Raw genomic sequence first — 16,044 nt, 5'->3', positions numbered from 1 at the left:
GCATGCCGTTCCCAGGGTTGCCCGCCGACTTCCTGTGGGGGGTGGCCTCGGCCGCCTACCAGGTCGAAGGTGCCGTCGACGAGGGAGGCAGGGCGAGGTCGGTGTGGGACACGTTCTGCGCCGAGCCGGGCAAGATCCGCGACGGGCACACCGGTGCGATCGCGACCGACCACTACCACCGGTACCGCGAGGACGTCGCACTGTTGCGCGACCTCGGCGTCGGCGCGTACCGGTTCTCCGTGTCCTGGCCACGGGTCATGCCTGCGGGCAAAGTCAACCCGACCGGCCTGGACTTCTACGACCGCCTGGTCGACGAGCTCGTCGAAGCCGGGATCGCCCCCGCCATCACCCTCTTCCACTGGGACACCCCGCAATCGGTGGAGGACGCGGGCGGCTGGCTCGAACGGGACACCACCGAGCGCTTCGCCGACTACGCCGCCGTGGTCGCCGAGCGGCTCAAGGACCGGGTCGCGCTGTGGATGCCGCTCAACGAACCGGTCGTCGTCACCATGTTCGGCTACGCGCTCGGCAACCACGCCCCCGGCAAGTCCCTCGGATTCGGCGCGCTTCCCGTCGTCCACCATCTCCTTTTAGGACACGGACGCGCGGTACAAGCACTGCGAGCAGCGGGATGCACCGGGATCGGGATCGCCAACAACCACGGTCCAGTGTGGTCTGAAACAGACTCCGAAGTGGACGCCAACGCCGCGGAGACCTACGACACCATCGTGAACCGACTGTTCGCCGAATCGGTGCTGCTCGGCACCTACCCGGCCCCCGAACTCGCCGCCGCGATGCCGGGTCCGGTCGTCGAAGACCTCAAGGTGATCTCCGAGCCGCTGGACTTCTACGGCGTCAACTACTACCAGCCCACCCTGATCGGCGGGTCCACATCAGACACCGGCGAGGTGGAAGGTGCCATGCTCCCACCAGGTCTGCCGTTCGCGCCGCGACCGATCACCGGCTACCCCACGACCGACTTCGGTTGGCCGATCGTCCCAGATGGACTGCGCGAGACCGTCGCGACCCTCGTGGAACGCTACGGCGACGCGCTTCCGCCCCTCTACATCACCGAAAGCGGCTGCTCCTACCACGATCCCGACCCGGTCGACGGCCGAGTGCCCGACCCCGACCGCATCGCCTACCACGACGGGCACCTGCGAGCGCTGGCCGAGGCGGTCGCGGCAGGCGCGGACGTGCGCGGCTACTTCGCGTGGTCGGCGACGGACAACTTCGAGTGGGCAGCGGGCTACCGGGAGCGCTTCGGCCTCGTCCACATCGACTACGACACGCAGCGGCGCACCCCGAAGGACTCCTACCACTGGTACCGGCAGGTGGTCAGCTGACCCGCGCGGGCACCAGGGCGGGCATCCGGACCACCTGGGCGGCGTAGGTCAGCCCGGCGCCGAAGCCGACCAGCAGCGCGAGGCCACCCGGGTCGACCTGCCCCTCGGCGACCAGCCGCTCCATGGCCATCGGGATGGACGCCGCCGAGGTGTTGCCCGCCTCGACCACGTCCCTGGCGATCACCGCGTTGGGCGCGTCGAGCTTGCGGGCGATGGCCTCGATGATGCGCAGGTTCGCCTGGTGCGGCACGATCGCGGCCAGGTCGGCGGGGGTGATGCCCGCCCGCTCGCAGGCCAGCCTGGCCACCGGGTGGATCTCCGTGGTCGCCCAGCGGAACACCGCCTGGCCCTGCATGCGCATCCGGCCGCCGCGCGGGATCTCGATCAGCTCGGCGTTGGCCTCGGCGCCGTCGCTGCCCCACACGATCGGGCCGATGCCCGGCTCGTCGGCGGCGGCGACCACGGCGGCCCCGGCACCGTCGGCGAAGATGATCGACGTGCCCAGGTCGGCCGGGTCCACCCAGGTGGACATGACCTCGGTGCCGATCACCAGCACCCGGCTGGCCGAGCCCGCGCGCACGGCGTCGGCGGCGACGGCCAGCGCGTAGCAGAAGCCCGAGCAGGCGGCGTTGAGGTCGAACGCGGCGGCGGTGGCCGAGCCGAGGGCCTTGGCGACGGTGGCGGCGCGGACCGGGACGGGGCTTTGCGCGCTGCAGGTCGCGACGATCACCAGGTCGACCTCGCTGGCGTGCATGCCCGCCTGGGTCAGCGCCCGGGTGCCCGCGGTGACGGCCATCGTCTCCAGGTCCTCGCCCTTGACGACCCGGCGGGACACGATGCCGGTCCGCTCCCGGATCCACTCGCCGGTGCGGCCGAACCGCGCGGCGATCTCCGCGCTGCCCACGGCGGTCGCAGGCCGGTACGACCCGAGCCCGACCAGCCGGGCGCCGACCGCTCCGGCGCGTTGGCGCAAACCGATGACTGTCACCGGGACACTGTGGTCAACTACCCCCGGGTAACGCCTCGCCTGTGATGGATTTCTCACCAAAGGTGTTACGTGCCAGCGACTTCCCACCCGAACCGCCCAGTAGCACTCACCGGTACCCCACACGGGTGGCCCCTGTCCCGTGTGGACACTGGGCGCGCGGCGGTCGTTCAAGATCGAACCGCCGATCCACGACCGGGCCGCCGGGGGCAAGGCGGCGGACGGGTGGTTGGCGGGGAGCGGGCGTGCACCGCGGGTGAGTGTCCAGGCGGGAACGGGTGAGGCGGCCGTGCGGATCGGGTGGTGGTGCCGTCGCGCGCGGGCGGCGCACAAGATCGAACCGGCCTGAGCAGCCCCCGATGTACAGCCTGCCAGGAGGGGGTGACAGGAACAGGGCTTCGGGGGTGGGGGGTGTGGACAAGTCAGGGGTGGAAGGACCAGGGGCTGGTGGGGACGACGCAGCCGTCGTGGGTCAGGGCTTTGGCGAAGCGGGGGTCGGTGGCCAGGGAGGTGAGGTCGGTGCAGACGGGGACCGACAGCGGGGTGGTGCAGGCGCCGCGGCGGGCGTTGAGGGTGGCGGCGGCGGAGAGGAGGGAGGACTCGAGGCGGTGGCCGGTGTGGTGTTCGGCGCGGTGGACCAGGGCGGTGGTGATGGCGCGGGCGAGGATGACGCCCGCGTAGACGGTGACGACGGTCATCAGGGTCGGCGGCAGGCCCGCGTGCGCCTGGACGATCGGGTCGCTGCCCGGCGGTGGCCACGGGCCGAGCGCGGCACCCCAGTCGGTGGCGTGGGCGTGGACCAGGCCGGGGCGGACCGCGGTCAGGGCGTCGGCGTCGAGGGACCAGGCCTCGGCGCGACCGGCGGGCCAGTCGTGGGTGAACACGTCTGCGGTGGACACCAGGTCGCCGACGACGGCGCGGCCGGACGGGGTGGACACGTCGGCGACGACGGACCGCTTGCCCCGGTTCAGCGCGTGTTCCCTGGCCGGAACGTCCCCGACCATCGGCACCCCGCCGGCGGGCGGCTCCCCCACCGGCGGCTCGACCCGCACCACGGTCGCGCCGAGGAAGCCGAGCAGGTGACCGGTCATCCCGCCGTGGTCGCGGCGGCAGCACTCGACCACGCGCAGCCCGGACAGCGGCAGCGTCCCGTCCACCGGCGCGAGGTCGCCGCCGGGGATGCCCAGCGGGTGCGCGGTGTACGGGGCGAGGTCGTCGAGCGGCGGGTGCGCGACGCGGACCAGGGCCATGCCGGTGCCGCGGGCGCACTGCTCAGCCCGGTCGATCGGGGTCCTGGCCGCCACCAGGCCGAGTTCGGCGGGCAGCGGGCAGGTCGCGGTGTGCTCGCGGCGGTGGAACACCGGCCACCCGGCGGCGATCGCGGGCGGCCCGGCGCCCATCGCGTCCCAGAACCGGCGCCACACCGCCGCGTCGACCGCCTCGATCTCGTAGCCGATGCCCTCCACCGACACCAGCGGCGCCCCGCCCGGCCGGTGGATGATCTCCGGGCCCGCGGTGGCCGACGCGAGGTACTGCGACACCGCGAGCAGCGCGGCCTGCGCCGCCGAGGTGGTCGACTCGCGCACCGCGATCCCCCGCGCCCGGCCCAACTCGACCGCCACCGCGCCGGTCTCCCCCAGCTCGGTGGCCAGCAGGCAGGTGTAGTTGAGGTCGAGCCTGCGCGGGGCGCCGAAGCGCCTGCCGTTGACGTGCATGAGCCCGCACGCGGCCTGCACATCGATCTCCCCGGCCAGCGGCAGGTCGACCGGACCGGCCCAGGACGCGCCGTCGCACAAGGCGGAGGTCACCCTCGCCATCACCCCACTCCTGCGCGACACGGCCCCGAGATCGGCAACCACCTTCCCCAGAGACCCACCGGATCCGCGAGACGGGGAACCGTTCTCCACCTGAACGTGTGACATCCGAGCCGGGTGATCACCGCGCGTGCCCAGCGGCGGCGGTCTGTCATGCTGCGCGGCGTGGACCTGGCTGTCATCGGTCGGGCGGTGGTGATGTTCGCGGTCACCAACGTCGACGACGTCGTGCTGTTGGCGCTGTTCTTCGGCCAGGCCACCCGGCGGTCGGTGGTGGTCGCGGGCCAGTACCTCGGGTTCGCCGCGATCCTGCTGGCGTCGGTGCTGGTCGGCCTGGGCGCGGGCCTGCTGCCCGAGCACCTGCTCCCCCTGCTCGGCGTGGTCCCCCTGGCCTTGGGCCTGCGCGCGGCCTGGTCGGCGTGGCGGGACCGCGACGACGAGCCGTCCGTCCGGACCGGTCCGGGGCTGCTCGCCGTCGCAGGCGTGACACTGGCCAACGGCGGGGACAACGTGGGCGTCTACGCGCCGGTGTTCGCCGTCAGCGGGACAGCGGACACGGTCGTCTACGCCGCCGTGTTCCTGGTGCTGGTGGCCGTGTGGTGCGCCGTGGGGCTGTTCGTGGCCAGTAGGCCGGTCGTGGGACGCGCGCTGACCCGATGGGGACACGTGCTGCTGCCAGTGGTCCTCATCGGGATCGGCGTCCTCATCCTCTTCGACCTGCTGTGACCCCTAATACTGGTAGAAGCCGCGGCCGCTCTTCTTGCCGAGCAGTCCCGCGTCGACCATGCGCAGCAGGAGCGGCGGGGCGGAGTAGAGCTGCTCCTTGAACTCGGCGTAGAGCGAGTCGGCGATGGCCTTGGTGGTGTCCAGGCCGATCAGGTCGGTCAGCCGCAGCGGTCCCATCGGGTGCGCGCAGCCGAGCACCATGCCGTTGTCGATGTCCTCGGCGGAGGCGAAGCCGGACTCCATCATCCGGATCGCCGAGAGCAGGTACGGGATGAGCAGGGCGTTGACCACGAACCCGGCCCGGTCCTGCGACAGGATGACCTGCTTGCCCAGCGCGCCCTCGACGAACGCCTTGGCCCGGTCGCGGGTCTCGTCGGCGGTCAGCAGCGACGGCACCAGCTCCACCAGCTTGAGCACCGGCACCGGGTTGAAGAAGTGCACCCCGATGACCTGGTGCGGCCGCGAGGTCGCCATGCCCAGCTTCATGATCGGGATGGACGAGGTGTTGGACGCGAACACCGCGTCGGGGTCCTCGACGACCTTGTCCAGGGTGGTGAACACGTCGGTCTTGACCTGCTCGTTCTCCGCGACCGCCTCGACGGTGAGCTGCCGGTCGGCGAACTCGCCCAGGTCGGTGGTGAACCGCAGCCTGGCCAGGGCGGCGTCGCGCTCGTCCTCGGCCAGCTTGCCGTTGCGCACGCCGCGCGCCAGCGACGCCTCGACCCGCTTGCGGCCCGACTCCAGCGCGCCGCTGCTGACCTCGGCGACGACCACGTCCAGGCCCGCCCGCGCGCACACCTCGGCGATGCCCGAGCCCATCAGACCCGCCCCGACGACCCCGACCCGGCTGATCCCGCTCACCGCGACCTCATCTCCACTCGACACCCAGCACTCCGACAAACCAGGCCAGCATCACACATTGCGACGGTACTGCCCACCGACCTCGAAGAAGGCCTCGGTGATCTGCCCCAGCGTGCACACCCGCGCGGCGGCCATCAGCACGTCGAAGACGTTCTCGTCGGACGCGGCGACCTCGCGCAGCCGGACCAGCGCGGCGGTGGCCTCGTCGCGGTGGCGCTGCTGGAAGTCGCGGGTGCGGTCGACCTGGGCGCGCTTCTCGTCCTCGGTGGCGCGGGCCAGTTCGATCTCGACGACCTCGTCCTCCTCGCCCTTGGCGGGCAGGAAGGTGTTGACGCCGACCAGCGGGAGGCTGCCGTCGTGCTTGCGGTGCTCGTAGAGCATCGACTCGTCCTGGATGCGGCCGCGCTGGTAGCCGGTCTCCATGGCGCCCAGGACACCGCCGCGGTCGGAGATGCGGTCGAACTCGGTGAGCACGGCCTCCTCGACCAGGTCGGTCAGCTCGTCGATGACGAAGGAACCCTGCAGCGGGTTCTCGTTCATCGACAGGCCCCACTCCTTGTTGATGATGAGCTGGATGGCCATCGCGCGGCGCACCGAGGACTCGGTCGGGGTGGTGATGGCCTCGTCGTAGGCGTTGGTGTGCAACGAGTTCGCGTTGTCGTAGAGCGCGCACAGCGCCTGCAGCGTGGTGCGGATGTCGTTGAAGTTCATCTCCTGGGCGTGCAGCGAGCGCCCGGAGGTCTGCACGTGGTACTTGAGCTTCTGCGACCGCTCGGCGGCGCCGTAGCGCTCCTTCATGGCCACCGCCCAGATCCGGCGGGCGACCCGGCCGATCACCGAGTACTCGGCGTCCATGCCGTTGGAGAAGAAGAACGACAGGTTCGGCGCGAAGTCGTTGATGTCCATGCCGCGCGCGAGGTACGACTCGACGTAGGTGAACCCGTTGGCCAGGGTGAAGGCGAGCTGGCTGATGGGGTTCGCCCCGGCCTCGGCGATGTGGTAGCCGGAGATGGACACCGAGTAGAAGTTGCGGACCTTGTGCCGGATGAACCACTCCTGGATGTCGGCCATCATCCGCAGGCTGAACTCGGTGGAGAAGATGCAGGTGTTCTGGCCCTGGTCCTCCTTGAGGATGTCGGCCTGCACCGTGCCGCGCACGTTGGCCAGCGCCCACGCGGTCAGCTCGACCCGCTCGTCGCCGGTGGGCTGCCTGCCGTTGTCCGCCACGAACTTCTCGACCCGCTGGTCGATGGCGGTGTTGAGGAAGTACGCCAGGATCGTCGGCGCCGGGCCGTTGATCGTCATCGACACCGAGGTGGTCGGCGCGGTGAGGTCGAAGCCGTCGTAGAGGACCTTCATGTCCTCCAGCGAGGCGATGGAGACCCCGGAGGTGCCGATCTTGCCGTAGACGTCCGGCGGGGTGTCGGGGTCGCGGCCGTAGAGGGTGACCGAGTCGAACGCGGTGGAGAGCCGGGTGGCCGGGTTGCCCTCGGACAGCAGCTTGAACCGGCGGTTGGTGCGGAACGCGTCGCCCTCACCGGCGAACATGCGGGCCGGGTCCTCGCCCTCGCGCTTGAACGGGAACACCCCGGCGGCGAACGGGAACCGGCCGGGCAGGTTCTCCTTGCGCAGGAACCGGACCAGCGAGGCCTGGTCGTCGAAGCGGGGCAGCGCGACCCGGGGGACCTTGTTGCCGGACAGGGTCTCGCGCCACAGCTGGGTGCGCAGCTCCTTGTCCCTGACCCTGACCACGAGCTCCTCGGCGCGGTACTGCTCCACAGTGGACGGCCAGTCGGCGAGCAGGTCCTCGGTGTCGCGCTCGACCTTGCGGGCCACCTCGCCAGCGAGCCGGTCGACGTCCTCTGTGGACGCACCGGCCGCCTCGAGCGCCTTGTGCGCCAGGGTGAGCGCGGAGTGCTCGCGCACGGCGTCGACCTGCTGGTCGGTCTTGCGGTGGTAGCCGCGCACCGACTCGGCGATGTCGGACAGGTAGCGGGCGCGCTGGGGCGGGACGACGGTGGCCGCCGAGGTGGACACCTTGCCCTCGACGCGCGGGATGACGCCGTCGGTGAACGCGACGCCCTTGTCCGCCAGCAGGGTGCGCAGCTCCTGGTAGAGCGCGGTGACGCCGTCGTCGTTGAAGGTGGCGGCGCTGGTGCCGTAGACCGGCATGTCCTCCCAGGACTTGCCGAACGCCTCCCGGTTGCGCACCAGCTGGCGGGCCACGTCGCGGCGGGCGTCCTCGGCGCCGCGGCGCTCGAACTTGTTGATGGCCACGACGTCGGCGAAGTCGAGCATGTCGATCTTCTCCAGCTGCGAGGCGGCGCCGAACTCCGGCGTCATCACGTACAGCGAGACGTCGACGTAGGGCACGATCGCGGCGTCGCCCTGGCCGATGCCGGGGGTCTCCACGATGACCAGGTCGTTGCCCGCGGCCTTGGCGGCGGCGATCGAGTCGGCCAAGCCGTCGGGGACCTCGGAGCCCGCGCCGCGGGTGGCCAGCGAGCGGAAGAACACCCGGTCGCCGTCGAGGGAGTTCATCCGGATCCGGTCGCCGAGCAGCGCGCCGCCGCCGCGGCGGCGGGTCGGGTCGACGGCGATGACCGCGACGCGCAGCTTGTCCTGCTGGTCCAGGCGCAGCCTGCGGACGATCTCGTCGGTCAGCGAGGACTTGCCGGAGCCGCCGGTGCCGGTGATGCCCAGGACCGGGACGTGCTTGTCGGTGGTCAGCGCGATGTCGTCGGGCAGGGTGCCCGCCTCGATCCGGGAGATCGCCCTGGCCAGCGCGGCGTGGTCGCCCGCGAGCAGCACGTCCCGGGTGATGTCACCCGGTGGGGTGAAGTCGCAGGCCTCGACCATCGAGTTGATCATCTTGGCCAGGCCGAGGCGCTGGCCGTCCTCCGGGGAGAAGATGCGCGCGACCCCGCGCGAGTGCAGCAGCTTGATCTCGTCGGGGACGATCACGCCACCCCCGCCGCCGAACACCTTGACGTGGCCCGCGCCGTTCTCGGCGAGCAGCTCGACCAGGTAGCTGAAGTACTCGACGTGCCCGCCCTGGTAGGCGCTGATGGCCACGCCCTGCACGTCCTCCTGGATGGCGGCGTTCACCACCTCGCGGACCGACCGGTTGTGCCCGAGGTGGATCACCTCGGCGCCCTGGGACTGCAGGATCCGGCGCATGATGTTGATCGCCGCGTCGTGGCCGTCGAACAGGCTGGCCGCGGTGACGAACCGGACCGGGTTGACCGGACGGTGCAGCTCGGCGGACATGGGCCCTCCCGGGGGTGTGCGAGGTAGCCGATTTAGTTTGACGTCCTACTTTCGGACGGGCAAGTACCGTGTGGCTGAACTAACGGTCCTAGGATGGTCGGGTGATACCGGAACCGGTGACCAGGATGCTCGCCGACGACCTCGCGTCGTCCGCGCTGGGCATCAGGCTGCTCGACGCCGGACCCGGCACCGCGGCGGTGACCATGCGGATCACCGAGACCATGGTCAACGGGCACGGCATCGGCCACGGCGGGTACGTGTTCCTGCTGGCCGACACCGCGTTCGCCTGCGCGTGCAACAGCCACGGGCCGGTCACCGTCGCCGCGGGTGCCGACATCACCTTCGTCACCACCGTCCACCTGGGCGACGACCTGGTCGCCACCGCCACCGAGCGGACCACCTACGGCCGCAGCGGCATCTACGACGTCACGGTCACCCGAGGCGCCGACGTCGTCGCCGAGTTCCGCGGCAGGAGCAGGACACTGCGATGACCGCTGAGCGGATGACCGCCGAGCACTGGCTGGCCGAGGCCATCGACCTCGCCACCACCAACGTCGCCCGAGGCGGCGGCCCCTTCGGCGCCCTGGTCGTGCGCGGCGACGAGGTCATCGCCCGCGGCGTCAACCGGGTCACCGCCGACCTGGACCCCACCGCCCACGCCGAAGTGGTAGCCATCCGCACCGCCTGCCAAACCCTCGGCGACTTCCGCCTCCACGGCCTCACCCTGGTCTCCTCGTGCGAACCGTGCCCGCTGTGCCTCTCGGCCGCCCTCTGGTCCCGCCTGGACCGGGTCATCTACGCCGCCGACCGCGAGGACGCCGCCAAAGCAGGCTTCGCCGACAGCGAGTTCTACGACGTCCTCGCCCGCCCCCGCGACACCTGGCCGCTCAAAGTCGACCACCACCGCCCCGGCACCGAATCAGCCCCCTTCACCGCCTGGACCACCCGCCCAGACCGCACCGACTACTGACCCGACGACGACCGCGCACGCGCTCGCCTGAACGGGTGGGACCTCCTGCCGCGAGTTCGCATCACTAGGACGGCGGGTCCGAAGGGTTACCGAGGCTGTCAAAGCTCAAGAGGGCGAGGTTGAGAGGGCAGAGGTCGCGGCCGAGAGGGCGAAGGCACTCGCTCACCTGGGTCGGTCGGCGGTGGCGCGGTGGTCGGGGCCGGAGCGTTGGGGTGGGGCGGTGTGGCTGCGGGCGGGGAGGGTGAAGCAGACGGTGGTGCCGTCTGTTGGACCGGGTTCTATCCAGATCCGGCCGCCGTGGCGTTCGATTATGCGTTTGCAGGTGCTGAGGCCGATGCCGGTTCCTTGGTAGCCGGCGCCTGCTTCTTCGCGGTGGAAGAGGGCGAAGACCTTGTCGCGGGAGGATTCGTCGATGCCTATGCCGTTGTCGGTGGTGCGGATGGTGACCCAGCCGTCGGTGGACTCGGCGGTGATGTGGACCCGGGGGGAGACGTCGGGGGCGACGTACTTGACGGCGTTGCCCAGGAGGTTGGCCATCACCTGGCGCAGGAAGGTGGGTTGGGCGGGGATGGCGGGGAGGTGGTCGTGGGTGATGGTGATGTGGGCGCCGCAGGAGGTGCGGAGTTCGGTGGTGAGGTCGTCGACGAGGGTGCCGAGGTCGACCGACCGCAGGCTCAGCGGTTCGTGGCAGGCCTTGGCGTGGGCCAGCAGGTCGTCGATCATCGAGGTCATCCTGGCGGCGGAGCGGGTGATCGCGGCGACGGCCTTGACCTCGCTCGGCGACCGCTCCCCCAGCTCGGCGAAGACCTCGGCGTAGGCGGTGATCGCGGTCAACGGGCTCTTCAGGTCGTGCGCCACCATGGCGGTGAACCGGTCGAGCTCGTCGTTCGCCGCCGCCAGCTCGCTGTTGGCCAGCGCCAAGCGCTCCCGGGCCGCCTCACGCTCGGTGACGTCGCGCAAGAACGCGTGAAAGCGCTTCTCCCCCTGCCAGGTGAACGGCGCGAGGCTCAGCTCGACCAGCAACGCCGTGCCGTCCCGGCGCCTCGCGGGGACCCTGACCAGCCGGGTGTTGCCCAAAGCGGCGCGGGCCAGCAGGCTCTCGCCGTCGGCGCGCTGCGGGAACACCAACTCCTCCAGTCTGCGCCCACCCGCCTCGATCGACGACCAGCCGAACATCGCCTCGGCCGCCGGGTTCCACCGCGTGACCACGCCGTCCGGATCGGTGACCACGAACGCGTCCTGCGCGGTGTCGAGCACAGTGGTGAGCAGCCGTTCCCGGTCGGCCAGTTCCCGGCGCTGCGCCCGTTCCACGGTCACGTCGCTCATCGCCACGACCGCGCCGAGCGGACTCCCGTCGGCCCGCCGCAGCGCGCGCCCCGTGCACACGACCCGCACCGGCGGACGACCGGCGGGCGCGATGACCATCTCCTGGCCCGCGACCTCACCCTCGTGCAGCGCCCGGTACAGCGGGATCTGCGGCACCGGCAGCGGGGTGACGCCGTCGCGGTCGTAGAGGCTGTAGCGGCCCGCCCAGTCCTCGGCGTCGACCCCGGCGTCCGGCTCGATGCCGTGCCACTCGCGGGCGGCGCGGTTGAACATCGACAGCCGTCCGAACTCGTCGCACACCACGATGGCCACGTCGATCGACTCGTGCACCGCGTCGGTGAGCTGGCGGCGCGCCTCGAGCTGCTGGGCGTACTCCTCGGCCAGCGCCCGCGCCTGCTGGGCCTCCACCGCGAGCGCCTCGGTGACCCTGGCCTGCCTGCGCCGCTCGAACAGCGACAGCACGACCGTGGCGAGGTCCTCCAGCGCGGTGATCTGCTCGTCGGTGAACGCGCGGGCCTCGCTGTCGAACGCGCAGAGGGTGCCGAGCACGTGCCCGGCGGGGGTGATCAGCGGGACCGAGGCGTACCCGCGGACCCTGGCCAGCTCGCCGGTCACCCACGGGTTCGCGGAGAAGCGCTCGTCGGTGCTGGCGTCGGCGACGTGCACGGGGACGCCGGTGGCGACCACGACCTCGCACATGGCGGCCGAGCGCGGCGAGTCGGCGCCCTCGAACCCGAACGTGGTCAGCTGGCACTGGCGGTTCTCGTCGAACAGGTTCAGCGTCGCGGTCGGCACCGTGGCCAGCATCGCGGCGACCCGCACGACGGCGGCCAGCTCGTCGTCCGCGGGCGCGTCGAGCACCCCGTACTCGTGCAGCGCGGCGAGCCGCGCGGCCTCGTCCACCACGTGCGCCTCCCGAGCCGAAAAGCCGAGACCCCCACACGTATCCCATCGACCACACCAGGCAGACCTGAAGCTTTCGCACCCGACAATCGGCCGTTCGGGGGATGGCCGGTGACGCAGCGTCAGACCAGGGGCAGGAAGACCACTCCACCGACCATCGGGCCCACCACCGCGCCCACCACGACCTGCGCCACGGTGTGGTCGCCGAGCACCACCCGCGACCAGCACACCAGCGCGACGGGGAGCACCAGGAGCAGTGACCACGGACCGTGCAGCAGCGTCACCATCGCCACCGCTCCCCCGGCGACCGCCGCGTGCAGCGAGATCTTCCAGCGCCGGGTGATCGCGACGCACACCGTGAGGGTCGCGAACATCGACAACGACAGCGCCAACACCTCACGCGGGGCGTCGGCGACCACCAGGATCGCGATGCCCACGGCCGTGGAACCCAGGCCTACCGCGAGGGGGACGAACCGGTGCTCGCGATCGCGGACGTGGTGGGTGTCCCAACGGCCCGCCCTGGCACCGCGGACGATGAACACCATCGGCAGCACGCTGGAGAACAGCGCCACCTCCAATCCCCACAACAGCGTGCGCGCCACATCGCCGCCGGTGGCCGACCAGGCGACAACAAGCGGCAACAGCAACACCACGACCGCGGGCGAACACACCTCACTGACCACCTTGGCCAGCCGGTTCTCCCGGACAACGACCTCGTTCACCCGCACAGTGTCAATCACGACCCCACCCACCCGCATAGTGCCGACCGAACCCCACCTACGCAGCGTCGACCGCGGCGTCCAGTTCGATGCACACGTCGGACACGTGGCCACCGGCGATCACCCTCGTCGCCGCGGCCCAGACGCGGGTTATCCCCAAGGCCGCCGTTTGTCCACAGGTCCGGCACCAGGGGTATTGACAAGTCCGGCGGAGCGCTACGTTCAGAGATGGGGCCCCGGGCCCCGGGAGGGTGGGCCCCGAGAGCGAAGTTGATCTTGGCCGGGCTCGGTGGCCTGATGGTGACGCCCACGCTGGGGGGTGACGTACGGGCTGGTTGCCTGCGAGGCGTTTCGCCAGCAACGGCACCGCCCGCACAGCGCCGCCCCGACCGTCCGGTGTCGACCATGGCCGCACGATGTCGATCATGGCGCTCTTACGCGCGCGACCCATCCTCGGCGGTGGCTGGACCGAATGACCGGTGGTCGGTGTCAGCTCGGAAGATGGAAGATGGGAGTCGCGCGTGGCCACATCCCCAGTCGCCCCGGTGCTCGTCGAGGTCGCGGAGCGGGTGCTCGGTGGGCCGCTGCCCCTGCGGGTGCGTGCCTGGGACGGCAGCGAGGCGGGGCCGGAGGGCGGCCCGGTGGCGGTCGTGCGGGACCGGCGGGCGTTGCGGCGGTTGCTGTGGGACCCGAACGAGCTCGGGTTGGCGCGCGCGTACGTCTCCGGTGAGCTGGACGTCGACGGTGACCTCGGCGAGGCGTTGTCCCTGTTCTGGGCGATGGCGCGCGGCGGCGGGATCCGGGAGGTCACGGTCAAGGACAAGCTGTCGCTGGTCGGCACCGGCGTGCGGCTCGGTCTGGTCGGTCCCCGCCCGCGCCCACCGGCGGAGGAGGCCCGGCTCTCGGGCCGCAAGCACACCCGGCACCGCGACCGGGCGGCGATCGCGCACCACTACGACATGTCCAACGCCTTCTACGAGCGCGTGCTGGACCCCAACATGGCGTACTCCTGCGCGTACTGGACCTCGGACGCGCCCGACTACGGCGTGGAGGACGCGCAGCGGGACAAGTTGGAGCTGGTCTGCGTGAAGCTGGGGCTCCGGCCGGGCATGCGGATGCTCGATGTCGGCTGCGGGTGGGGGTCGCTGGCGATCCACGCGGCCAAGCACCACGGCGTGCACGTCACCGGCATCACGCTGTCCGAGCAGCAGCGGGACTTCGTGCTGGAGCGGATCGCGGCCGAGGGCCTCGGCGACCGGGTCGACGTGCGGCTGCAGGACTACCGCGAGCTGACCGACGAGCCGTTCGACGCGATCGGCACGCTGGAGATGGGCGAGCACGTCGGCGCCGAGAACTACCCCCAGTACGCCGAGACGCTGTTCAAGATGCTCAAGCCCGAGGGTCGGTTGCTGCTGCAGCAGATGTCACGCGGGGCCGTGGCGCAGGGCGGGGGGTCGTTCATCGAGACCTACATCGCGCCGGACATGAACATGCGGCCGGTGGGGCAGACCGTGGACATGCTGGAGGACACGGGTCTGGAGGTCCGCGACGTCGAGGCGCTGCGGGAGCACTACGTGTGGACGTGCCGGGCGTGGGGCGAGACGATCGAGTCGCGCTGGGACGAGCTGGTCGCGCTGGCCGGGGAGACGACCACGCGGGTGTGGCGGCTGTACATGGCGGGCAGCGCGTTGGCGTTCGAGGAGAACCGGATCGGGGTGCACCAGGTGCTGGCCGTTCGACCGACCGCGGCGGGAGTGGCCGGGCTGCCCCGGACCCGCGCCGAGCTGCTCGCCTCGGAGTCGGTGTGATCCTGCTCGTCGCGCTCGCAGTGGTGGTCGTCGTTGTCGGGGCGACCTTCGTCGTCAGCGTCCGGCGTGGGCGTTGGGACCTGATCGATACGGTGTGGGGACTGGGTTTCGCCGCTATCGCCGTGGTGGCGTGCGTTGTGTCCACAGGGGACTTGGCACAGCGGTTGACGGTGACGGCGATGGTCGTGCTGTGGGGCGTGCGGCTGGCCGCGCACATCCACCGGCGCAACCGGGGTAAGCCGGAGGACCGCCGGTACGTCGAGATCCTCGGCAACGCCAAGGGTGATCCGCGACTGCACATGCTGCGCCGGGTGTTCCTGCCGCAGGCGGCGATCATGTGGTTCGTGTCGCTGCCGGTGCTGGCCGCCGAGCACGGCAGGGTCACCGCGTTGACTTACGCGGGCGTCGCGGTGTGGCTGGTCGGCCTGGTGTTCGAGACCGTGGGAGACTGGCAACTGGCCCGCTTCAAGGCCGACCCGGCGACCAAGGGGACCGTGCTCGACACCGGGCTCTGGCGCTACACCCGCCACCCCAACTACTTCGGCGACGCGTGCGTGTGGTGGGGCGTGTACCTCACCGCGTGCCACTCGTGGCTCGGCGCCGCGACCCTGGCGTCGCCGGTCCTCATGACGTACCTGCTGGCCAAGGGCACCGGCAAACCCCTGACCGAGCGCCACCTGTCGTCCAGCCGCCCCGGCTACGCCGACTACGTGGCGCGCACGAGCGGGTTCTTCCCGCTCCCCCCGAAGAGAGGAACCCGCGCATGAAGACGGGCGACACCGCACCGGACTTCACCCTCCCCGACGACACCGGCACCCCGCGCACGCTGAGCGAGTGGCTGGAGACGGGCCCGGTCGTCCTCTTCTTCTACCCGGCCGCGATGACCGGCGGCTGCACCGCGGAGTCCTGCCACTTCCGCGACTTGGCCAAGGAGTTCGCCGAGGTCGGCGCGCACCGGGTCGGCATCAGCCCGGACGACGTGGCCAAGCAGGCCAAGTTCTCGGAGATCAACTCCTTCGACTACCCGCTGCTCGCCGACACCGACGGCACCGTCGCCACCCAGTTCGGCGTCCGCCGCCGCTTCGGCCCCCTGCTCACCAAGCGCATGACCTTCGTCATCGACACCGACCGCACCGTGCTCGCCGCCATCAAGAGCGAACTCCGCATGGCCGTCCACGCCGACAAAGCCCTGGAAACCCTCCGCGAACGCCTCTCCAAGACCGCCTAGCCGAGCAACGCCCCCCGATCCCGCAACGCCTTGCGAAGCAGGGTCAGCGCACTACCGCTCCAACCGTGCCGCACTGTCCACAGTGATC

The 16,044-nt window shown here is 71.1% G+C and carries 13 protein-coding genes; 7 read left to right on the top strand and 6 right to left on the bottom strand.

What is annotated here, in order from left to right:
- Positions 1-2: 2 nt before the first annotated feature.
- On the top strand, positions 3-1,346 hold the full coding sequence (locus LV79_RS23290) for a GH1 family beta-glucosidase (RefSeq protein ID WP_253840290.1): 1,344 nt from the start codon (positions 3-5) through the stop codon (positions 1,344-1,346).
- Here LV79_RS23290 and LV79_RS23285 read toward each other — a convergent pair.
- Positions 1,339-2,334: a beta-ketoacyl-ACP synthase 3 gene (locus LV79_RS23285; RefSeq protein WP_253840289.1), complete on the bottom strand. Its 996-nt coding sequence runs from the start codon at positions 2,332-2,334 to the stop codon at positions 1,339-1,341. The genes LV79_RS23290 and LV79_RS23285 overlap by 8 nt on opposite strands.
- A 419-nt stretch (positions 2,335-2,753) precedes the next feature.
- On the bottom strand, positions 2,754-4,148 hold the full coding sequence (locus tag LV79_RS23280; RefSeq protein ID WP_253840288.1) for a CoA transferase: 1,395 nt from the start codon (positions 4,146-4,148) through the stop codon (positions 2,754-2,756).
- Between the two features lie 162 nt (positions 4,149-4,310).
- Here LV79_RS23280 and LV79_RS23275 point away from each other — a divergent pair, with 162 nt between their 5' ends.
- Positions 4,311-4,871, top strand: coding sequence for a cadmium resistance transporter (locus tag LV79_RS23275; RefSeq protein ID WP_253840437.1), 561 nt, complete (start codon positions 4,311-4,313; stop codon positions 4,869-4,871).
- Between the two features lie 3 nt (positions 4,872-4,874).
- Here the strand turns inward: LV79_RS23275 and LV79_RS23270 are convergent, their stop codons facing one another.
- Together LV79_RS23270 and icmF are read right to left on the bottom strand one after the other, a co-directional pair.
- Positions 4,875-5,732 carry a 3-hydroxybutyryl-CoA dehydrogenase gene (locus LV79_RS23270; protein ID WP_285469948.1) on the bottom strand — a complete coding sequence of 286 codons (858 nt, stop codon included), beginning with the start codon at positions 5,730-5,732 and terminating at the stop codon, positions 4,875-4,877.
- A 51-nt stretch (positions 5,733-5,783) separates the two neighbouring features.
- A complete protein-coding gene (gene icmF, locus LV79_RS23265; RefSeq protein WP_253840287.1) occupies positions 5,784-9,002 on the bottom strand; it encodes a fused isobutyryl-CoA mutase/GTPase IcmF in 3,219 nt (1,072 codons plus the stop codon).
- Positions 9,003-9,127: 125 nt separating this feature from the next.
- Between icmF and paaI the strand changes: the two genes are divergently transcribed.
- Positions 9,128-9,493, top strand: a complete 366-nt coding sequence (gene paaI, locus LV79_RS23260; RefSeq protein ID WP_253840435.1) for a hydroxyphenylacetyl-CoA thioesterase PaaI — start codon at positions 9,128-9,130, stop codon at positions 9,491-9,493.
- Complete coding sequence (locus LV79_RS23255; RefSeq protein ID WP_253840286.1) at positions 9,490-9,972, top strand: nucleoside deaminase; 483 nt, start codon at positions 9,490-9,492, stop codon at positions 9,970-9,972. Before paaI ends, LV79_RS23255 begins: the two co-directional genes overlap by 4 nt.
- A gap of 162 nt (positions 9,973-10,134) precedes the next feature.
- Here the strand turns inward: LV79_RS23255 and LV79_RS23250 are convergent, their stop codons facing one another.
- Positions 10,135-12,201, bottom strand: a complete 2,067-nt coding sequence (locus LV79_RS23250; protein WP_253840285.1) for an ATP-binding protein — start codon at positions 12,199-12,201, stop codon at positions 10,135-10,137.
- A 122-nt stretch (positions 12,202-12,323) separates the two neighbouring features.
- Positions 12,324-12,923, bottom strand: coding sequence for a hypothetical protein (locus LV79_RS23245; RefSeq protein WP_253840284.1), 600 nt, complete (start codon positions 12,921-12,923; stop codon positions 12,324-12,326).
- Positions 12,924-13,441: 518 nt separating this feature from the next.
- Here LV79_RS23245 and LV79_RS23240 point away from each other — a divergent pair.
- From LV79_RS23240 to LV79_RS23230, 3 genes are read left to right on the top strand one after another with little or no spacing between them, the layout of a single operon-like run.
- A complete protein-coding gene (locus LV79_RS23240; protein WP_253840283.1) occupies positions 13,442-14,728 on the top strand; it encodes a class I SAM-dependent methyltransferase in 1,287 nt (428 codons plus the stop codon).
- Entirely contained in the window at positions 14,725-15,495 is a 771-nt protein-coding gene (locus LV79_RS23235; protein WP_253840282.1) for a DUF1295 domain-containing protein, read from the top strand. Before LV79_RS23240 ends, LV79_RS23235 begins: the two co-directional genes overlap by 4 nt.
- Positions 15,492-15,956, top strand: coding sequence for a peroxiredoxin (locus LV79_RS23230; protein WP_253840281.1), 465 nt, complete (start codon positions 15,492-15,494; stop codon positions 15,954-15,956). The genes LV79_RS23235 and LV79_RS23230 overlap by 4 nt, the downstream gene beginning before the upstream one ends.
- Positions 15,957-16,044: the final 88 nt, after the last annotated feature.

This window comes from Actinokineospora globicatena (assembly GCF_024171945.1).
GTDB classification, from domain to species: Bacteria; Actinomycetota; Actinomycetes; order Mycobacteriales; family Pseudonocardiaceae; genus Actinokineospora; species Actinokineospora globicatena.
Note: the sequence above shows the minus strand (reverse complement) of the source record. Positions and strands in the feature narration are given on the sequence as shown.

Bases quoted from the DNA above. Each gene is read 5' to 3' on its own strand.
- LV79_RS23230 (WP_253840281.1), top strand. From the start codon at position 15,492: ATGAAGACGGGCGACACCGCACCGGACTTCACCCTCCCCGACGACACC.
- icmF (WP_253840287.1), bottom strand. From the start codon at position 9,002: ATGTCCGCCGAGCTGCACCGTCCGGTCAACCCGGTCCGGTTCGTCACC.
- LV79_RS23255 (WP_253840286.1), top strand. From the start codon at position 9,490: ATGACCGCTGAGCGGATGACCGCCGAGCACTGGCTGGCCGAGGCCATC.
- LV79_RS23290 (WP_253840290.1), top strand. From the start codon at position 3: ATGCCGTTCCCAGGGTTGCCCGCCGACTTCCTGTGGGGGGTGGCCTCG.
- paaI (WP_253840435.1), top strand. From the start codon at position 9,128: ATGCTCGCCGACGACCTCGCGTCGTCCGCGCTGGGCATCAGGCTGCTC.
- LV79_RS23280 (WP_253840288.1), bottom strand. From the start codon at position 4,148: ATGGCGAGGGTGACCTCCGCCTTGTGCGACGGCGCGTCCTGGGCCGGT.